Origin of the sequence: Streptomyces sp. NPDC002044, assembly GCF_040296725.1 — a bacterium.
Taxonomy (GTDB): Bacteria; Actinomycetota; Actinomycetes; order Streptomycetales; family Streptomycetaceae; genus Streptomyces; species Streptomyces antarcticus.
The window spans coordinates 51049-70299 of record NZ_JBEOXU010000012.1 but is presented as its reverse complement, the minus strand read 5'-3'; the positions used below and the strand labels follow the sequence as shown (position 1 = coordinate 70299).

The window sequence follows — 19251 nt, the reverse complement described above, 5'->3', positions numbered from 1 at the left end:
GGGCCCCGCCGCACCCTCCGTCCGGAGGTGACGGGCCTCAGCCCAGCACCTCGCGGAAGAACTCCAGCTCCAGGGCCATCACCTTCTCCCGGGTCCCGCCCGGCGTCATGTGGGTGACCCCCGGCAGCGCCAGCAGGCGGTGCGGGCGGCCCGCGTCGGTCAGGGCCCGGGACAGGCGCAGCGTGTGGGACGGGTGCACGTTGTCGTCGGCCAGGCCCGTGGTCAGCAGCAGCGGCCGGGTCAGCTTCGGGGCGTCGGGGATCAGCGCGTCCCGCTCGTAGACCCCCGGGTCCTCCTGCGGCAGGCCGAGGTACCGCTCGGTGTACGCGGTGTCGTAGTGCCGGAAGTCCGTCGGCGCGGCCCCGGCCGACGCCGCGTGGAAGACGTCCGGGCGGCGCAGCACGGCCAGGGCGGACAGGTAGCCGCCGTAGGACCAGCCGCGCACCCCGACCCGGCCGAGGTCGAGGTCCGGGTGCCGGGCGCCGAGTGCGTGGAGGGCCGCGACCTGGTCCTCCAGGGTGACCCCGGAGAAACCGCGGTACACGGCGTGCGTGAAGGCGGGCGAGACGTACGGGGTGCCGCGGTTGTCGGTGGTCACCACCGCGAAGCCCCGGTCGGCCCACCACTGCTTGGCCTGCCAGCGGCGCGGCTCGGCGCTGACGTCCTGGTAGCCGGGGCCGCCGTACGCGTCCACCAGCACCGGCAGCCGCCGCCCGGGCACGTGGCCGCGGGGCAGCACCAGGGCGGTGGGTACCCCGTGCTCGGTGACCCGCTCCAGCACCGGCGCCACCCGGTACGGCAGCGGCTGGGACAGGTCGGCGGGGGTGAACTCCCGCCCGTCGGGGGTGCGTACGGTCCGCCGGATCCCGTCGGCGTCGGCGTGGGTCAGCAGCAGCGTCCCGGCGTCGGCGAGCACGCTGTTGACCCCGGGGCCGTCGGCGAGCGGGGTCGCCGCTCCGGTCTCGGGGTCGAGCAGCAGGACCTGCTGTTCCGAGGGGTCGCGCAGCCCGGCCTCGACCAGCAGCCGTCCCCCGTGGACACCGGCCGCGCGGCGGACCTGGATCCCGTCCCCGGTGAGCGGGACGCCGTCGACGGCGAGGCCGCGCGCCGCCCCGCCCGGGGTGTCGGCGGCGGTCAGCATCCGCCCGTCGGGCAGCCGGGCCGGGGTGCCGGGCACCATCGGGTCGACCCACCGGGGGTGTTGGGTGCGCGACAGCTCCCGGGTGCGGCCGGTGGCCGGGTCGGCGCGGAGCAGCAGGACGGTGCGCTGGAGCCGGTCGTGCACGGTCAGCAGGATCTCGCCGGCGGCCGTGCCTGCGGCGGCTGCGGCACTGGCTGCGTCCCCCGTGGCCCAGCCCGCGTCGGAGACGTACGGGTACGCCCCGGCGTCCCAGTCGACGCGCACCCGGGTGCCCGAGGTGCCGAGCACCCACAGCTGGACGTCCGCGTTGGGGCCGCCGGCCTCGGGGTAGGCGAAGTCCTCGGCCGGGAGTTCGGGGTGGGCGGGGTCGGTGAACCAGCGCCGCTGGAGGGCTGATTCGTCGACGCGGGCGGCGAGCAGCGTCTGCCCGTCGGGGGACCACCAGTGCCCCCGGGAGCGGCCGAGCTCCTCGGCGGCGGCGAACTCGGCGATGCCCCAGCGGGCCCCGTCGTCGGGGCTGATCCGCCCGCCCGGGGCGAGGTGGAGGGCGTCCCCGGTGACGTACGCGGTGCGGGAGCCGTCCGCGTCGGGGCGGGGATCGAAGACGGGGCCCGCGACCGGGACCTCCTCGGGCGGGCCGGCCGCGCCGGCGGCGACCCGGTAGAGCCGCCCGTGGAGGGCGAAGACGGCGCTGCGGCCGTCGCCGGAGAGCGCGTACGAGCCGATCCCGGCGGCGACGAGCCGGATCCGCTCGCGCAGCCGGCGCTCGGCGACGGGGAGGCCGCCGGGCGCGGTGCCGGAACCGGCATGGGGCCGGGCGTCGGGCCCGGGGCCGGGCGGCCCGCCGGGGCACAGCTCGCGGGGGTCGGCGAGCCGGGTCTCGGCTCCGGTGGCCGTATCGAGCACCCAGAGGCTGTCGAGGGCGTCGGTGGGACCGGTGGAGCGGAGGAACCAGAGCAGCCCGCCGCCGTCCCCGAAGGCGAACGCGCGCGGGGCGCCGTACGTGAAGCGGGCGGTGTCGGCGGAGAGCCTGAGGAAGTCGTCCATAGTTGAAGTGTGACATGTGAAATATCACTGCTACTAGGCTGTTCGAGTGGTGACCCCTGGGGTGCGGGCTTAGCGTCGACTAGGTGGACCCGAACGCACTGCCGAACAGCAACGGGACCGACGGCAAGGTCCGATGGGGCGGGAACGGCCTCGCGCTGTTCGTGATCGCCTCCTGCCAGCTCATGGTCGTTCTCGACATCACCATCGTGAACATCGCGCTGCCGCACATCCAGACGGACCTCGGCTTCTCCACCGAGAGCCTCTCCTGGGTCGTCAACGCCTACACCCTCACCTTCGGCGGCCTGCTCCTGCTCGGCGGCCGGGCCGGCGACATCCTCGGCCGGCGGCGCGTCTTCATCTTCGGCGTCCTGCTCTTCGGCCTGGCCTCGCTGCTGGGCGGCTTCGCCCAGAACTCCGGCCAGCTGATGGCCGCCCGGGCCCTGCAGGGCGTCGGCGGAGCCATCGCCTCGCCGACCGCGCTCGCGCTGATCACCACCACCTTCCGCGAAGGCCCGGCACGAACCCGGGCGTTCGGCGTGTTCGCCGGCGTATCGGCGGCCGGCGGCGCGATCGGGCTGCTCGCGGGCGGTGTCCTCGTGGAGTGGCTCAACTGGCGCTGGGTGCTGTTCGTCAACGTCCCCATAGCCCTGCTGATCGCGCTGGCGACCCCCCGGGTCATCCGCGAGTCGAAACGGCACCCGGGCCACTTCGACGCCGCGGGGGCCCTGCTGTCCACGCTCGGCATGGTCGCGCTCGTCTACGGCTTCATCCGCGCGTCCCAGGACGGCTGGACGGACCCGCTCACCCTGGGCTCCTTCGGAGCCGCCGTGGTCCTGCTGGTCCTCTTCGTCCTGAACGAGCGGCGCTCGCCCCAGCCGATCACCCCGCTGCACATGTTCGCCGACCGCAACCGGGCCGGGACGTACGCGATCATGCTCTTCTTCGCCTGCGCGATCTTCGGCATGTTCTTCTTCCTGACCCTGTTCGTGCAGAACGTGCTGGGCTTCACCCCCATCCAGGCCGGGCTCGCCTTCCTGCCGGTCAGCGCGATGATCGCGGTGACGGCCGGACTCACCTCCCAGCTCCTGCCGAAGTACGGGCCGAAGCCGTTCATGGTCACCGGCTCGGTGCTCGCGGCGTCCGGCCTGGCATGGCTCACGCAGACCGACGTGCACTCGACCTACCTGGGCAGCATCCTGGGCCCGATGCTGCTGTTCAGCGCGGGCATGGGCATGCAGTTCGTCTCCCTGACGCTGATGGCGCTGTCCAACGTGCCCGACCGCGAGTCCGGCGCGGCCTCCGGACTGCTGAACACCATGCAGCAGGTGGGCGGTTCGCTGGGCCTGTCCATCCTGGTCACGGTGTTCGGTACCGCCAGCCGCAACGAGGCCAAGAACCAGGCGGGTTCTTTCCTGAGCACGGCGACCCCGGAGCAGAAGGCGTACTTCGTGCGGACGCGGGAGTACCCCAAGCCGTGGAGCGACCAGGTCCTGACCTCGGGCGTGAGCGCGGCCTTCGTGGCCGCGGCCGTCTTCACCCTGGCCACGGCGCTGATCGCCCTGTTCGTCATCCAGGTCAGACCCTCGGACCTCGAACGCCTCAAGGGCACCCACGCCCAGACGCCCTAGGGGGTTTCGTCGGACACCCCCTGGCCGGAAGGAAGCCGTCAGGCCCGCCGGGCCAGTACGTGGGCGTCCAGGAAGCCGCGGTCGGAGGCCGGGTCGTGGAGCAGCCGGGCGAACGGGACGAGGCCGGCGCCGGCCAGCAGGCCGGCGAAGCGGTCCACCGGCCAGCTGTAGGCGTCCGTCACCTTGTGGTCGAAGCGGACCGGCTCCGGCCCGTCGGTCGCGAAGAACGAGGCCAGCAGCAGGCCCCCCGGTACCAGGACCCGCACCTGCTCGGCGAGCAGCGCGGGCAACTCCCCGGGCGGGGTGTGGATCATGGAGTAGTGGGCCAGCACCCCGCCGAGCGCGCGGTCCCCGACCGGCAGTGCCTCCATCCGCGCCTCGTCGAACCGCAGCGCCGGATGGGCCCGCCGGGCGTGGCCGACCATGGCCGGGGAGAGGTCGAGCCCGAAGGCGTCCAGCCCCAGGTCGTGCAGTACGGCCGTCAGGTGTCCGGGCCCGCACCCGACGTCGGCCGCACGCGGGCTCCCCGTCGCGCGCACCAGCTCGGCGAAGGCGCCGATCATGGCCCGGGTGAACGGCCGCGTCTCCAGCCGGTCGGCGAACAGCGAGGCGTACAGCTCGACGACGCCGTCGTACGCCGCCCGGGTCTCGTTCTCGTACTCCGCCACGGGAGGGAGGCTACCTGCCTGCCGGACGCCGGATCCGGCAGCGGACGGGCCCCTCGGTCCGCAGGGTGATTCCGGCGCTGACCGGGATCTCGGTGTCCACGGCCTCGAACGCGTGGTCCCGCAGGATCATCGCCAGCGCGATCACCGACTCCAGCATCGAGAAGTGCTGCCCGATGCAGGCGCGCGGCCCGCCGCCGAAGGGGAACCACGCGTAGCGGTGCCGCCCGGCCTCGGCCTCCGGGGTGAAGCGGTCGGGGTCGAAGCGATCCGGGTCCGGCCAGTGCTCCGGGTGGCGGTGCGTCACCCACGGCGCCAGTATCACGTCGGCGCCCGCCGGAACGGTGTGGCCGCCGATCTCGGTGGCGGCCACCGCCTTGCGGCCGATGACGGGTGCGGCCGGGTAGAGCCGCATGGCCTCCTTGAGCACCTGCGTGACGTACGGCAGGCGGTCCAGGTCGGCGGCCCCGGGCGTACGGTCGCCCAGCACCCGGGAGATCTCCTCGCGCGCCCGGTCCTGCGCGGCCGGATGGCGGGCCAGCAGGTGCAGGGCGAAGGCGAGGGAGGTGGCGGTCGTCTCGTGCCCGGCGAGCAGGAAGATCAGGACCTGGTCGCGCAGCTCGGCGGCGTCGAACCCCCCGCCGGATTCCCCGCCTGTCTCCCCTCCCGTTTCCCCGCCGGTCAGCGGGTTGTCGGCGGCCGCGAGCAGCGTCAGCAGGTCCTCCCCGGGACCGTCCGAGGGGGCGGCGCGCCGCTCGCCGATGATCCGGTCGCAGACCGCGTACAACTCCTCCATCGCCGCAGCCGCCCGTCGGTTGGAGGGGGTGGGCCAGGTGCGCGGGATGGTGGCGGGGGAATAGCCGCGGCGCAGCACGTAGTCGGTGATGACGGGGAAGCACCGGTTGACGACCCCGACGGTGGCGTCCGAGTCGGTACCGAAGAGGATGCGGGAGACCGCGCGCAGCGCGAGGTGCGTCATCTCCTCGCAGACGTCGACGACCCCGTCACGGGCCGCCTGCCAGGAGTCGAGGGTGGCGCGGGTCTCGGCGGCGACGGCGTCGGCGTAACCGTCCACCCGGCGGCGCGTGAACAGCGGCTGCACCAGCCGCCGCTGGCGCAGGTAGTCCTCGTCCTGGCTGGTCAGCAGCCCGTTGCCGAAGGAGTTCCGGATCTCCTGGTAGAAGGCATTGTCCTTGCGGAAGTTGGCCGACTCCGAGGCGAGGACCTGCTGCGCGCCCTCGGGGGAGAAGACGCAGTACAGCCGCGCGCGCAGGCCGGGCGGCCCCGCGGTGATCCGTACGACGTCGCCGTGCCGGTGCCGGGCCCGCAGATAGGTGCCGAGCGAGTCCGCCTTCAGGTCGAGCAGCGACCCGAGGAGCGGGACCCCCGCCAGCCCCGGCACCGCCACACCCGCACCCGTACCCGCACCCGCATGCGCGTCCGTACCCGCGTCCGTACCCGCGTCCGTGTCCGTCCCCCGTGCCATGACCGCCCCCTCGTCCCGTACCGACGGCCTGATTCTGCCGAACGCCACGGCGCGGGGCGAGGCCCCGGCTCCCATCCGGCCGGATAACGCCGCCCACCGGCCTGCGGGGTCCTCCAGGGCCGCCCGGGGTGCCGCGGCCGCCCGCTCCGCGGCCCCGCTCCGCGGCCCCGCTCCGCGGGGAGGGTCTGCGCTTTACGGCAGTGCTGCGCGCATCCGCCTGTCGTACTCCGCCGAGGACTCCAGGCCCATTTCCACGCGCCGGGCATCGAGACCTTCTGGTTCGGCAACCGGATGGAGTCTCAGGCTCGTGCCGTCCGGGCCGCCCACGTACTGCGTCCCATGTATCTGTGGCTCACCCGCCCCGACCAGACACCTGTCGGTGAGGTAAGCGAGATGCCGACGGAGCATGGTGCAGTTCCTCGGCGAGGTGCTCGGCCCTGTGGCCGGAGCTGGCCACAGCGCCGCCATGAGGCTGGCGAGTTCACCGGCGGTGGGGCGGTCCTTTGACTTGGACAGCAGTACCGGGCGCAGGATCTCTTGGAGTTCGGGCCACGGGGTCTCGGTGTCGAGGGGGGCACGGCGATTGGCGACGCGTGAGCGGAGCTGGACAGGGCTGAGGTTTTGGACGTCGATCCCGGCCGCCGCGTAGTCCAGGGGCCAGCGTCCCGTGATGCAGGTCCACAGGGCTCCGGCGAGGGCGTAGACCTCCTGTGCACGCGTGGGGGTGACGGGGCGGATGATGCCCACACCTTGCCGGCCTCCTGGTACTGCGCGAACGCGGCTTCGTCCAACGCGCCGTGCTCGTCGTTGAACCAGACAACGGGCAGCGGGCCGTGCAGCTCCTCGTACGCGCCGACCCAGGAGACGTAGCCGCCGCCCGCGTCCTCGCGGTGACCGAGAACCTGCCCGGCTGCCTCGGTGGAGAGGACGACGTACTCGGGGGTGCCGAGCATCCGGTGCCACTCGGCATCGATCGCGGCCGAGAACATACCGGTCCCAGCCCCGCAGACCACGAGCCCGAGTGGCAGGGGTCGGATCCGGGGTATCGCACACATCAACCCAGGGCGCGTACTCGGGTCGGCCCATCTTCCGGGCGCCGGGACGGGCCTCCGGCTGCTCCTGGAGCTGACGGGCGAGCGGGCGATGGGGCAACGGCTTCGGGGCCACGACGTACTCCTTCGGGGGTCAGTAGGGTGCGGGGATGGCAGACGCGCCGTATGTATCGGAAGACGACGACCGGCCGGCGTGCGCGGTTTGTCCGGCCCTGAGATTTCCCCGGGAGGGGTTCGCCGTGGCCGACCGGCCGTCGAGGTTCTGGCCGTTCAGCCAGGCCGACGGCTACCGGTACCTGCTGGACGGAACTCCGGTCTGTGTCCACCCGGAGAAGATCGGTCTGACCCCGGAGCACATCGCCCCGCCACCGCAGTCCTTGGAGTCCCGGATCGCGCCGAAACCCCAGCGGCGTCGGTGGTTCAGGGGGCTGTGAATTCGATATCGTGCTCGCGGCCGGCTCGGTCCATTCCGATGCTGGCGTACCGGGCGGTGAGGATCTTCACCCGCCGGTCCACCTCGTCCTTCACCAGCCAGTACCGGGCCGGGGGCTCGCCCCACGCGAGGCGGTAGGCCCGGTGGGTGAAGCTGTCGGGCTCGTAGTCGGTGTGCTCCTGGCCGGTCTGGTGGATCAGGTGGAAGCCGGTGCGGTCGGCAATCCGGGCGAATAGTTGCGGCTGTGCGATCATCGCGTGCGTCATCTCGTCCACAGGGACCGCGACGGCGACCTCGGCGAGACGCTCGTCGCTGGTCAGGTCGAACACGGCCGCCTTGATGGCCAGGGCGCGCAGCCCCTCCCTGAACAGCGGTCCCTTGTCCGCGTCCAAGTTCCAACGCTCGATCACCGGAAAGCCGGTGAAACACTGCCAGTCCGCGCTGTACTCCATCCCAGGGGAACGCACCGGGAGACCGGCTGCCGTGGGGTGCGGCGTCAACCTCGGTCCCGGGTACTGGGCCTGGTCGTTCCCGCGAGATGAACCTACGGTCGCGCTGCGTGCGGTAGGACTGACTGCGGGTACGTGTTACGGCAGGGGCCGCACCGGGGAGCGCGATGGCCACGAGACCAACGACCGGCACGATCGCTGGCTTTGTGCTGCGCACCGCACGGGAGTCGGTCCCGCTCACTCAGGCCGGGACGGCCGAGGCCCTGGGCGTGGACTTGGCCACTGTGCAGGGGTGGGAGTCGGGCCGGCGGCCGGTTGCAAATATGCGGGCGGTGGACCTGCTGGGGCTTCGACGGCGGATGGCCGGGCTCGGCGCGGACGCGTCGGTCGTCGGGATGCTGGACGCGGCAATGGACGCGGATCGGATCATCAGCGCCACCCTCACCGGCACAGATGGGCCGCACCCGTTGGCCGAGTGGGTCCACACCCGGGACACCGCGCACATGCTCGCCTGGGCCCTTACGGGGATCCGGCCGCCGTCCCTTGCCGGGATTCCCTCCCCGCGCCGCAGAGGGCCGGCAGCAGCCTCTCCGCTCCTTCCCGCGCCGGACCGGGCCGCGTTCTTCGAGCAGTTACGGACCACGGCGCAGGCGGCTTCCAAAACCGACCCGCAGGGCGTTCTCCTGCACCGCCAGGCCCTGTACCTGACCTCGTACGACAAGAGCCCGGAGGCGGTGGCGTGGACAGCGCAGGCCCTCCATGCCCGGCGCGGTCTGCTCGCGCGGCGCGGGTGGACACCGCAATGGGCGGAAGCGCGTTCGACGGCCACTGCCCTCGCACGGCTCGGTGACCCGGTGCCCCTTCTCGACTTCATCGAGCGGGCCATGGTGGACGACGACGCCGGCGAGGCCGCGAACTTGAATTACTGGGCTTATTGGCTGGGCGGGACCACGCTGCCTCAGTCCGACGACCTGTTCATGCGGGACCGGCAGCTCACCGGATGGGACCCCGTGACGCTGCTGCGCGGGCTCACGTATGGCCTCCACCACGCCCCCGGGTACGTGGACCTGTACGCGCACACGATGTGGGCCCTGCTGACTGCCCACCCTTGGCTGCCGCAGGCGTCGGGCCTGCTGGTGCGGGACCTGGCGGAGCGTACCGAGCGCCTGCTGGACGGGGGCGGCATCTCCGAAAGATCCCGCTGTGAACTCGCGGCCGTGAACTACGTTTTACGTGATCGCACCTGACAGACCGGAGGTCACCACATGGCAGACGAGACGGCGAACGCCCAGGGCACGGCCGGGTTCCTCTTCGAGATGGGCGTTCTCAAGAACGCCAAGCGGACCGGGTGGTGGTTCACCGGGAACAACAACCCCGAGTCGATCGCAGAGCACTCCTTCCGCGTCGGGATCGTCGGCGCCGTCCTGGCCATGATGGAGGGCGTGGACCCCGCCAAGGTCGCCTTGATGTGCCTCTTCCACGACACCCAAGAGACCCGGATCGGCGACATCCCGCACATCGGCCGCCGGTACATCGACGCTGCATCGAACGAGACCGTCACCGCTGACCAGGTCTCCGCCGCGCACCCGGCGGTCAAGGCCGGGGTGCAGAGGGTGGTGGGCGAGTACGAGAACGGCGACACCCCCGAGGCGATCGTGGCGAAGGACGCGGACAAGCTGGAGTGTCTGGTGCAGGCGGTGGAGTACCGCGCCCAGGGGTACACCCTCGTGCAGGACTGGATCGATACCTCTCTGAACAGCCTCAAGACGGTTTCGGCGCAGGCCCTCGCGGAGGCCGCGCTGACGATGTCGCCGCTGGAGTGGCGGAAGACGTTCCTGGGTCAGTAGACGGGCCCGAAAGGCAGTGAAGCGCCGGTCGGCCCGGTTGTCGATCTGTCTCAACCCCTCCGGGTGCCGACAGCCCGTTCGCTGGCGCAGTGGCAGTCCTCCTGTTCGCTACTCCTGGCTACTGACCCAGGTCATTGAAGCGTGGCCGGCATCTTGCCTCGCATCAGGATCGTGGCGTCATTGAACGCCTCGGTGATGCCGATCGTGCGGGCTTCGGTGAGCGGCTTCACGTTGGGCTGGTCGCCGAAGCCGAGCGCATGCTGAATTCCACCGATGTACCCAGATCCTCAGATGTCGCGGAAGATCTCGATCTGGGCGCCCACCGAGTTGAGGCGTTCGGCCAGTTCCTCATAGCCGCGGTTGATGACGTAGACGTTGCGGAGCACCGACGTGCCCTCCGCCGCCATCATCGCCAGCAGGACCACGACGGCCGGGCGCAGGGCCGGCGGGCACATCATCTCCGCCGCGCGCCAGCGGGTGGGGCCCTCGACCAGGACGCGGTGGGGGTCCAGGAGCTGGAGGCGGCCGCCGAGGCGGTTGAGGTCCGTCAGGTAGATGGCCCGGTTGTCGTACACCCAGTCGTGGATCAGGGTCTGGCCCTGGGCGACGGCGGCGATGGCCGCGAAGAACGGGACGTTGTCGATGTTCAGCCCGGGGAACGGCATCGGGTGGATCTTGTCGATCGGGGCTTCGAGCTTGGACGGGCGGACCGTGAGGTCGACGAGGCGGGTGCGGCCGTTGTCGGCCACGTACTCCGCCGAGCGGTCGTGGTCCAGGCCCATCTCCTCCAGGACCGCGAGCTCGATCTCCATGAACTCGATCGGCACCCGGCGGATCGTCAGCTCCGACTCCGTGACCACCGCGGCGGCGAGCAGGCTCATCGCCTCGACCGGGTCCTCGGAGGGGGAGTAGTCCACGTCCACGTCGATGTTCGCGATGCCGTGGACGGTGAGGGTGGTCGTGCCGATGCCCTCCACCTTGACGCCCAGCGCCTCCAGGAAGAAGCAGAGGTCCTGGACCATGTAGTTCGAGGAGGCGTTGCGGATGACCGTGACGCCGTCGTGCCGGGCCGCGGCCAGCAGCGCGTTCTCGGTGACCGTGTCCCCGCGCTCGGTCAGCACGATCGGGCGGTCCGGGGAGACGCCGGCCTCGACCTGGGCGTGGTAGATGCCCTCGGTCGCGGTGATGTCCAGACCGAACCGGCGCAGCGCGATCATGTGCGGCTCGATCGTGCGGGTGCCGAGGTCGCAGCCGCCGGCGTACGGGAGCCGGAAGTGGTCCATCCGGTGGAGCAGCGGGCCCAGGAACATGATGATGCTCCGGGTCCGGCGGGCGGCGTCCGCGTCCATGGACTCCATGTCGAGGCGGGCCGGCGGGATCAGTTCGAGGTCCACGCCGTCGTTGATCCAGCGGGTGCGCACGCCGATGGAGTTCAGGACCTCCAGCAGGCGGTACACCTCCTCGATGCGGGCCACCCGCCGCAGGACCGTGCGGCCCTTGTTGAGCAGTGAGGCGCACAGCAGGGCGACGCAGGCGTTCTTGCTCGTCTTGACGTCGATGGCGCCGGAGAGCCGGCGTCCGCCGACGACCCGCAGGTGCATGGGACCGGCGTAGCCCAGAGAGACGATCTCGCTGTCGAGGGCCTCGCCGATGCGGGCGATCATCTCAAGGCTGATGTTCTGGTTGCCGCGCTCGATCCGGTTCACGGCGCTCTGGCTGGTGCCGAGTGCGTCGGCGAGTTGACTCTGTGTCCAGCCCCGGTGCTGCCGGGCGTCACGGATGAGCTTGCCGATGCGTACGAGGTAGTCGTCTGCCATGGCTGCACGCTATCTCAGATATGAGATGTTGCCCGCGCCGGGTGCGCCATACGGGTGTTACCGACCGTCAGCTCCCATCGTGCCGTCCGCGGGCGCGTGGTGCGCGACTAGACGGCCGAGCAGGTGAACGAGTTGCTTCCGCTCCTGGTGGGACAGGGGGGACAGCAGTTCCTCCTGGGCCGCGTCGAGGAGGTGTTCCAGCTTGCGCAGCCGGCGTCGGCCGAGCGGTGTGAGAGTGACGACATTGCGCCTGCGGTCCCCGGGGTCGGGGGCGCGCTCGACGAGTTCGCGCTCGGCGAGTTCGTTGATGACGGCGACGAGGTCGCTGCGGTGGATGCCGGTGCGCCCGCTCAGCGCGGCCTGGCTCGCCGGTCCGGACTCCTCCAGTGCGACCAGGGCCGCATAGTGCCATTTGCGGGCATATGCCCCGCTCAGTCCCTCCGTCACCAGTCGCTGCGCGTGTGTCGCGGCCTGCCCGAGCAGTCGGCTGGGCAGGTTCCGCAGCCGCTCGGGGACGGCTCCGCTCTCTTCCGTGGTCATGGGGGGAGGGTACCCGTTGCGTTAGGGGCACTAACGGTATAGCTTCGTTGGGGTGGCTAACGTTAGTCACTCAAACGATTGAGCGGAGGGCCTTCCGTGGCCACGATCGGCGTACTCGACTCGACGGTGCACTACGAGGAGCGCGGCGCGGGCGCGCCCGGCGTTCCCTTCGTGTTCCTGCACGGCAACCCGACCTCCTCCCATCTCTGGCGCCGCGTACTGCCCCGGATCGAGGGGCGGGTGCGCCTCCTGGCCCCCGACCTCATCGGCATGGGCCGCTCCGGCAAGCCGGGCGGCGCGTACCGGTTCGCGGACCACGCCCGGTACCTCGACGCCTGGTTCGACGCCCTCGGGCTCGACGAGGCCGTCCTCGTCGGCCAGGACTGGGGCGGGGCGCTCGCCCTCGACCGGGCCGCCCGGCACCCCGGGCGGGTCCGCGCCGTCGCCTTCATGGAGACGATCCTGCGGCCGATGACCTGGGAGGAGCACCCGCCCGCGTCCCGCGCCCGGTTCGAGGCGATACGCACCCCCGGGGTGGGGGAGGAGATGGTCCTGGACCGGAACCTCTTCATCGAGGACAGCCTCGGCCGCACGGTGTCGCAGCCGCTGTCCGAGGAGGACCGTGCCGTGTACGCGGCCCCCTACCCGACCCGCGAGAGCCGGCGGCCGCTGCTCCAGTGGGCGCGCTCGATGCCGCTCGACGGCGAGCCGGCGGACGTCGTCGCCCGCGTGGAGGCGTACGGTGCCTGGCTGGCCGCGAGTCCGGAGGTGCCCAAGCTCCTGCTGACCTTCGACGGTTCGCCCACCCTGATGGTGGGCGAGGCGCTCGCCGCGTGGTGCCGGGCGAACGCGTCCGCGCTGGAGAGCGCGTACTGCGGCGCCGCCGCCCACCTCTGCCCGGAGGACCGGCCCGAGGAGATCGCCGCCGCGCTCAACGCCTGGGCGGCCCGCCACGGCCTGGCGGACCGCCCCGCGCGGTAGGCGCCGCCGCCGGGAGGCCGTACGGAACGCCTCGCGCTTCCGGCAGCCCCCGGCCGGCCCGCGCCTCAGCCCGCCCCGCAGCCGCACGCGCGGTGGCGGCCGCCGTGCACCGCCGCGTACGACGCCGGCCTCGGCGCGGAGCCCGCCCCGCGGGCCGCCCGGGCCGAAGCCGCCCGCCCCGTCGCCGAGTCCGCGTCGTGCACGACCCGGCCCCCGACCAGGGTCATCCGTACCTCCGTCCCGCTGATGTCGGCCACCGGGCAGCGGGTCACGTCCCGGTCCAGCACCACCAGGTCCGCCGCCCTGCCCTGTTCCACCGTCCCGGTCAGGCCCTCCTGCCGCAGCTGCCACGCGGTCCCGGACGTGTGCATCCGCAGCACCGAGCCGCGGTCGAGCCCCTCCAGCTCCCGGTACAGCGGGCCCGAACCGTGGGCGCCCTGCCGGTCGACCGCCGTCCGGAGCTGGTTCCACACCTGGAGCGCGTCCACGGGCCAGTCGGAGCCGCCGGACAGCCGCGCGCCCGCCTTCTCCAGGCTGCGCGCCGGGTACATCCAGCGGTGCCGCCGCGGCCCGATGTACGGCAGCAGCGCCTCCATCGTCCAGGTGTCCTCGGCCGCCCACTGGAGCTGCATGCAGGCCGCCACGCCCAGTTGCGCGAACCGCCGCAGGTCCGCCGGGTCCACGAGCTGGAGGTGCGCCACCGCGTTGCGCGGGTCGCGCCGCCCGGTCACCCGGCGCGCGTACGCGTACCCGTCCAGGGCCGTGCGCACGGCCCGGTCGCCCAGCCCGTGCGCGTGCATCTGCCACCCGGCGGAGTTGAAGGCCGCCGTCAGCCGGCCGTAGTCCGCCGCCGAGGTGTACAGCTCCCCGCGGTTGTCCGTCGGCTTCCCCGACCCGTCCAGGTACGGCGTCAGCAGCGCTGCCGTCTGCGCCGGGTACTCGATCACCCCGTCCAGGAACACCTTCACCATCCCGAACCGCAGGCCCGGCACCCCCTCGAACTCCCGCCGCAGCCCCCGCGCGTACGCCAGCGCCGCCGCCGGGTCCTTCGCCTGCGCGGCGTCGAGCCGGATCGCCGGGACGATCCGCTGCGGCAGCCGGCCCGACCCGGCGAGCTCCCGGTAGAGCCCCAGCTCGTGCCGTCCCGCGAGGGCGTCCATCATGGTGGTGACCCCGGAGGCGGCCGCCAGCCCCAGCACCTCGGCGCACGCCGCGACCAGCTCCGCCCGGGACGGCTCCGGCACGTGCCGCTTCACCAGGTCCTGGGCGTCGTCCTTGAGCACGCCCGTCGGCCGCCCGTCCGCCCCCTTCACGACCTTGCCGCCCACCGGGTCGGGCGTCGCCGCGGTGATCCCGGCGATGTCCAGGGCCCGGCGGTTCGCCCACAGGTTGTGGCCGTCGCCGCCTACGAGGATCACCGGCCGGCGGGTCGCCAGCGCGTCCAGCACCGCATGGTGCGGCACGCTCCCGGTCGGCAGCAGCCCGACCGGGTTCCAGTCCTCCACCACCAGCCAGCGGTCCGGCTCCGCCGCCGCGCCGCCGGTGTCGGCGAGGAAACCGGTCAGGACCGCCAGCAGCTCGTCCCGGGTCGTCTCCGAGCCCTCCAGGGAGGGCCGCAGCGACCGGTCCCCGGCGCCCAGCGGGTGCACGTGCCCGTCGTGGATGCCGCTCATCACCGTGTTGCCGCGCGCGTCGACGGTGTCGGTGTCCCGCCCGATGTACCGGCGCAGCGCCGCGTCGGAGCCGGTGGCCAGGACGCGCCCGTCCCGGCCGACCGCCACCGCCTGCGCCGGGCGGCCCCTGTCGACCCCGCTGAACACCCGCGCGTTGTGGATGACCAGCGCCGCCGAACCGCGCGACGAGGGCGCCGGCTGGGCGGCCGCCGCCGGGCCGGCCGCGGTACCGAGCAGCCCGGCCGCGCCCGCGGCGCCGGCCGCCGCGAGGAGACCCCGCCGGGACAGCGGGCGGGGAGCCGCGGGGGAAGAGGACGGGGGAGTCGACGGGGAAGGGGACGGGGAAGACGTCATGGCCACTCCGAACGTTTGGATGTGGCCAGGACACTCTTTGGTTAAGGCCGTAACCGGAACCCGTCCCGGGCGACGGAATCCGCAGTCCGCGTCCGTACGATGACCGCGTGCCCGGACCCGGACCGACCATCGCCGACATCGCGCGCGCCGCGGAGGTCTCCACCGCGACCGTCTCGCACGCCCTCAACGGCACCGGCCGCCTCGGCGAGGGCACCCGCCGCCGGGTCCGCGAGACCGCCGCCTCCCTCGGCTACGGCGTCCGCCGGGGCCCGCGCACGCGCACCCTCGGCATCGCCGTCACCACGTACGCCGGCTCGGCCTGGGACTACGCGGGCGTCGCCTACTTCTCCCGGCTGCTGACCGCCGCGACCTCCGCCGCGCACGCCCGCGGCTACGCGCTGACCACCCTGCCCGCCGACCGCGGCGCCGAGCCCCTGTGGCACACCCTCGCCGTCGACGGGATGCTGCTCCTCGACAGCCCGGACGGCGACGCCGTGCTCCGGGCCCTGCGGGCGCGCGGCCTGCCGGTGGTGTTCGACGGCCGCCCCGCCGACCCCCTGCCCGGCGACGTGTGGGTGGACAACGACCACGCCGCCGCCACCGCCGCCGTCCTCGACCACCTCGCCGCGTCCGGGGCCCGCCGCATCGCCCTGCACGCCGGTTACGGCCGCGAGCACTACACGGGAGCCGTCACCGCGGCCTACGCCCGCTGGTGCGCGGAGTACGGCCGCCCGGCCCTGGTGGTGCCCTTCGACCCCGAGGACGCGGCCGGGCACGCCTTCGACGCGGCCTTCGCCGCGCCCGGCCGCCCCGACGCCGTCTACTGCGTGTACGACCCCGGCGGCCGGCAGGTGCTCGCGGCCGCCGCGCGCCACGGAATCCGTACGCCCCGGGACGTGCTCCTGGTCTGCGCGAGCGAGGATCCGGCGTACGGGAGCCACGAGCCCGCCGTGACCACCGTCACGCTCCATCCCGAGCGGATCGCCGTGACGGCGGTGTCCGCGCTGGTCACACTGATCGAATCCGGGCAAGCGGAATCCCCGGGGCAGCACACCGTGCCGACAGGTCTACGGGTGCGCGCCTCGTCCCTTCCCCCGGACATGTACTAGAGTTATCTCGACATCGAGATATCTGCCGAGAGGCGTACCGCAGCCGTCCCGCTGGTAAGGGTTACCTAACTTAGCCTCACCTTAGCGGATTGGCCACAGTGCCACGCGGCAGGATTGCGGTAAAACGCGCGAATTCATGCATGAAGGAGACTGTCGTGTCGGCGAACAGCTTCGACGCCCGCAGCACGCTGCAGGTGGGCGACGAGTCGTACGAGATCTTCAAGCTGGACAAGGTCGAGGGCTCCGCCCGCCTTCCCTACAGCCTGAAGGTCCTGCTGGAGAACCTGCTCCGTACCGAGGACGGCGCGAACATCACCGCCGACCACATCCGGTCGCTCGGCACCTGGGACTCGCAGGCCCAGCCCAGCGAGGAGATCCAGTTCACGCCGGCTCGCGTGATCATGCAGGACTTCACCGGTGTTCCCTGCGTCGTGGACCTCGCCACCATGCGCGAGGCCGTGAAGGCCCTCGGCGGCGACGCCTCGAAGATCAACCCGCTGGCCCCGGCCGAGCTGGTCATCGACCACTCCGTGATCGCGGACAAGTTCGGCACCCCGGAGGCGTTCCTGCAGAACGTCGAGCTGGAGTACGGCCGCAACCGCGAGCGCTACCAGTTCCTGCGCTGGGGCCAGACCGCCTTCGACGAGTTCAAGGTCGTCCCCCCGGGCACCGGCATCGTCCACCAGGTCAACATCGAGCACCTGGCCCGTACGGTCATGGTCCGTAACGGCCAGGCGTACCCCGACACCCTCGTCGGCACCGACTCGCACACCACCATGGTCAACGGCCTGGGCGTGCTGGGCTGGGGCGTCGGCGGCATCGAGGCCGAGGCCGCGATGCTCGGCCAGCCGGTCTCCATGCTGATCCCGCGCGTCGTGGGCTTCAAGCTGACCGGCGAGCTGCCCGCCGGCACCACCGCCACCGACCTGGTGCTGACGATCACCGAGATGCTGCGCAAGCACGGCGTCGTCGGCAAGTTCGTCGAGTTCTACGGCGAGGGCGTCGCCGCCACCTCGCTGGCGAACCGCGCCACCATCGGCAACATGTCGCCGGAGTTCGGCTCCACCGCCGCGATGTTCCCGATCGACGACGAGACCCTGAAGTACCTGCGCCTGACCGGCCGCGACGCCCAGCAGGTCGCGCTCGTCGAGGCGTACGCCAAGGCGCAGGGCCTGTGGCTGGACCCGGCCGCCGAGCCGGACTTCTCCGAGAAGCTGGAGCTCGACCTCTCCACGGTCGTCCCCTCCATCGCCGGCCCGAAGCGCCCGCAGGACCGCATCGTCCTCGCGAACGCCTCCCAGCAGTTCGCCGTGGACGTGCGCAACTACGTCAACGACGACGAGGAGTCCGGCAAGGAGTCCTTCCCGGCGTCCGACTCGCCGGCGTCCGCCAACGGCGTGCCGACCAAGCCCACCCCGGTCACGCTGGCCGACGGCACCTCCTTCGAGATCGACCACGGCGCCGTCACCGTCGCCGCGATCACCTCCTGCACCAACACCTCGAACCCCTACGTCATGGTCGCCGCGGCGCTCGTGGCGAAGAAGGCGGTCGAGAAGGGCCTGACCCGCAAGCCGTGGGTGAAGACCACCCTGGCCCCGGGCTCGAAGGTCGTCACCGACTACTTCGACAAGGCCGGCCTCACCCCCTACCTCGACAAGATGGGCTTCAACCTCGTCGGGTACGGCTGCACCACCTGCATCGGCAACTCCGGTCCGCTGGAGGAGGAGATCTCCAAGGCGATCAACGACGCCGACCTCGCGGTCACCTCGGTCCTCTCGGGCAACCGCAACTTCGAGGGCCGCATCAACCCCGACGTCAAGATGAACTACCTGGCCTCCCCGCCGCTGGTCGTCGCGTACGCCATCGCGGGCTCCATGAAGGTGGACATCACCCGGGACGCCCTCGCCACCGACTCCGAGGGCAAGCCGGTCTTCCTCGCGGACATCTGGCCCACCGAGGCCGAGGTCAACGACGTCGTGGCGAACGCCATCGGCGAGGACATGTTCAACAAGTCCTACCAGGACGTCTTCGCGGGCGACGCCCAGTGGCAGGCGCTGCCGATCCCGACCGGCAACACCTTCGAGTGGGACCCGCAGTCCACCTACGTGCGCAAGCCCCCCTACTTCGAGGGCATGACGATGGAGACCACCTCGGTCTCCGACATCGCCGGCGCGCGCGTGCTGGCGAAGCTGGGCGACTCGGTCACCACCGACCACATCTCCCCGGCCGGTGCGATCAAGGCCGACACCCCGGCCGGCAAGTACCTCACGGAGCACGGCGTCGAGCGCCGCGACTTCAACTCGTACGGTTCCCGCCGCGGCAACCACGAGGTCATGATCCGCGGTACCTTCGCGAACATCCGCCTCCGCAACCAGATCGCGGCGGGCACCGAGGGCGGCTTCACCCGCGACTTCACCGTCGAGGGCGCGCCGGTCTCCTTCATCTACGACGCCTCGCAGAACTACCAGGCCGCCGGCATCCCGCTGGTCATCCTGGCGGGCAAGGAGTACGGCTCGGGCTCGTCCCGCGACTGGGCCGCCAAGGGCACCGCGCTGCTCGGCGTCAAGGCCGTCATCGCCGAGTCCTACGAGCGCATCCACCGCTCCAACCTGATCGGCATGGGCGTCCTTCCCCTGCAGTTCCCCGAGGGCGCCACCGCGGCCTCCCTGGGCCTCACCGGCGAGGAGACCTTCGCCTTCACCGGTGTGGAGGAGCTGAACAACGGCACCACCCCGCGCACCGTCAAGGTGACCACCGACACCGGTGTGGAGTTCGACGCGGTCGTGCGCATCGACACGCCGGGCGAGGCGGACTACTACCGCAACGGCGGCATCATGCAGTACGTGCTCCGCAACCTCATCCGAGGCTGAGAGGCGCGCCAGGCGGAGCCGAATCAGTCGGGTCGGCTCCGCCAGTCGGCACCATAGGGCCGTATCCCCGTACACGGGGGTGCGGCCCTTCCGTCTGTTCCGGTGCCGTCGGCGGCCCCGGGCCAGGTGACGGTGAGGTCTCAACTCGGAAAAGCCGGA

Annotated in this window: 15 protein-coding genes; 7 read left to right on the top strand and 8 right to left on the bottom strand. The window is 72.1% G+C overall.

Annotation, left to right across the window (positions count from 1 at the left end):
- Nucleotides 1–37: 37 nt before the first annotated feature.
- Nucleotides 38–2188 (bottom strand): S9 family peptidase, encoded by a 2151-nt coding sequence (locus ABT106_RS05565; RefSeq protein ID WP_351272704.1) that lies wholly within the window; start codon nt 2186–2188, stop codon nt 38–40.
- 98 nt (nt 2189–2286) lie between these two features.
- Between ABT106_RS05565 and ABT106_RS05560 the strand changes: the two genes are divergently transcribed.
- Nucleotides 2287–3816 carry an MFS transporter gene (locus ABT106_RS05560; RefSeq protein ID WP_351272743.1) on the top strand — a complete coding sequence of 510 codons (1530 nt, stop codon included), beginning with the start codon at nt 2287–2289 and terminating at the stop codon, nt 3814–3816.
- A gap of 38 nt (nt 3817–3854) precedes the next feature.
- On the opposite strand, the gene ABT106_RS05555 is transcribed toward ABT106_RS05560, so the two are convergent.
- The 3 genes from ABT106_RS05555 to ABT106_RS05545 form a co-directional block, all read right to left on the bottom strand.
- The gene (locus tag ABT106_RS05555; protein ID WP_351272702.1) at nt 3855–4484 is read right to left on the bottom strand and encodes a class I SAM-dependent methyltransferase; all 630 of its coding nucleotides are present in this window, start codon (nt 4482–4484) and stop codon (nt 3855–3857) included.
- A gap of 10 nt (nt 4485–4494) precedes the next feature.
- Nucleotides 4495–5967: a cytochrome P450 gene (locus ABT106_RS05550; protein ID WP_351272699.1), complete on the bottom strand. Its 1473-nt coding sequence runs from the start codon at nt 5965–5967 to the stop codon at nt 4495–4497.
- A gap of 192 nt (nt 5968–6159) precedes the next feature.
- On the bottom strand, nt 6160–6714 hold the full coding sequence (locus ABT106_RS05545; protein ID WP_351272697.1) for a DUF6624 domain-containing protein: 555 nt from the start codon (nt 6712–6714) through the stop codon (nt 6160–6162).
- A gap of 544 nt (nt 6715–7258) precedes the next feature.
- On the opposite strand from ABT106_RS05545, the gene ABT106_RS05540 reads away from it, so the two are divergent.
- Entirely contained in the window at nt 7259–7453 is a 195-nt protein-coding gene (locus tag ABT106_RS05540; protein ID WP_351272694.1) for a hypothetical protein, read from the top strand.
- On the opposite strand, the gene ABT106_RS05535 is transcribed toward ABT106_RS05540, so the two are convergent.
- The gene (locus ABT106_RS05535) at nt 7440–7844 is read right to left on the bottom strand and encodes a hypothetical protein (RefSeq protein ID WP_351272692.1); all 405 of its coding nucleotides are present in this window, start codon (nt 7842–7844) and stop codon (nt 7440–7442) included. The two genes, ABT106_RS05540 and ABT106_RS05535, sit on opposite strands and share 14 nt — an antisense overlap.
- A 380-nt stretch (nt 7845–8224) precedes the next feature.
- On the opposite strand from ABT106_RS05535, the gene ABT106_RS05530 reads away from it, so the two are divergent.
- Together ABT106_RS05530 and ABT106_RS05525 are read left to right on the top strand one after the other, a co-directional pair.
- Nucleotides 8225–9148, top strand: a complete 924-nt coding sequence (locus ABT106_RS05530; protein ID WP_351272740.1) for an XRE family transcriptional regulator — start codon at nt 8225–8227, stop codon at nt 9146–9148.
- 18 nt (nt 9149–9166) lie between these two features.
- Nucleotides 9167–9748, top strand: a complete 582-nt coding sequence (locus tag ABT106_RS05525) for an HD domain-containing protein (protein ID WP_351272690.1) — start codon at nt 9167–9169, stop codon at nt 9746–9748.
- Between the two features lie 287 nt (nt 9749–10035).
- On the opposite strand, the gene ABT106_RS05520 is transcribed toward ABT106_RS05525, so the two are convergent.
- Both ABT106_RS05520 and ABT106_RS05515 read right to left on the bottom strand, forming a co-directional pair.
- Nucleotides 10036–11565 carry a helix-turn-helix domain-containing protein gene (locus ABT106_RS05520; protein WP_351272688.1) on the bottom strand — a complete coding sequence of 510 codons (1530 nt, stop codon included), beginning with the start codon at nt 11563–11565 and terminating at the stop codon, nt 10036–10038.
- A gap of 57 nt (nt 11566–11622) precedes the next feature.
- Nucleotides 11623–12105 carry a MarR family winged helix-turn-helix transcriptional regulator gene (locus ABT106_RS05515; protein WP_351272685.1) on the bottom strand — a complete coding sequence of 161 codons (483 nt, stop codon included), beginning with the start codon at nt 12103–12105 and terminating at the stop codon, nt 11623–11625.
- A 96-nt stretch (nt 12106–12201) separates the two neighbouring features.
- On the opposite strand from ABT106_RS05515, the gene ABT106_RS05510 reads away from it, so the two are divergent.
- Nucleotides 12202–13086, top strand: coding sequence for a haloalkane dehalogenase (locus ABT106_RS05510; RefSeq protein ID WP_351272682.1), 885 nt, complete (start codon nt 12202–12204; stop codon nt 13084–13086).
- Between the two features lie 65 nt (nt 13087–13151).
- Here ABT106_RS05510 and ABT106_RS05505 read toward each other — a convergent pair whose 3' ends face one another.
- On the bottom strand, nt 13152–15113 hold the full coding sequence (locus ABT106_RS05505) for an amidohydrolase (protein WP_351272680.1): 1962 nt from the start codon (nt 15111–15113) through the stop codon (nt 13152–13154).
- Nucleotides 15114–15220: 107 nt separating this feature from the next.
- On the opposite strand from ABT106_RS05505, the gene ABT106_RS05500 reads away from it, so the two are divergent.
- A complete protein-coding gene (locus ABT106_RS05500; protein WP_351272677.1) occupies nt 15221–16222 on the top strand; it encodes a LacI family DNA-binding transcriptional regulator in 1002 nt (333 codons plus the stop codon).
- 140 nt (nt 16223–16362) lie between these two features.
- Nucleotides 16363–19092: an aconitate hydratase AcnA gene (acnA, locus tag ABT106_RS05495; protein WP_351272674.1), complete on the top strand. Its 2730-nt coding sequence runs from the start codon at nt 16363–16365 to the stop codon at nt 19090–19092.
- Nucleotides 19093–19251: the final 159 nt, after the last annotated feature.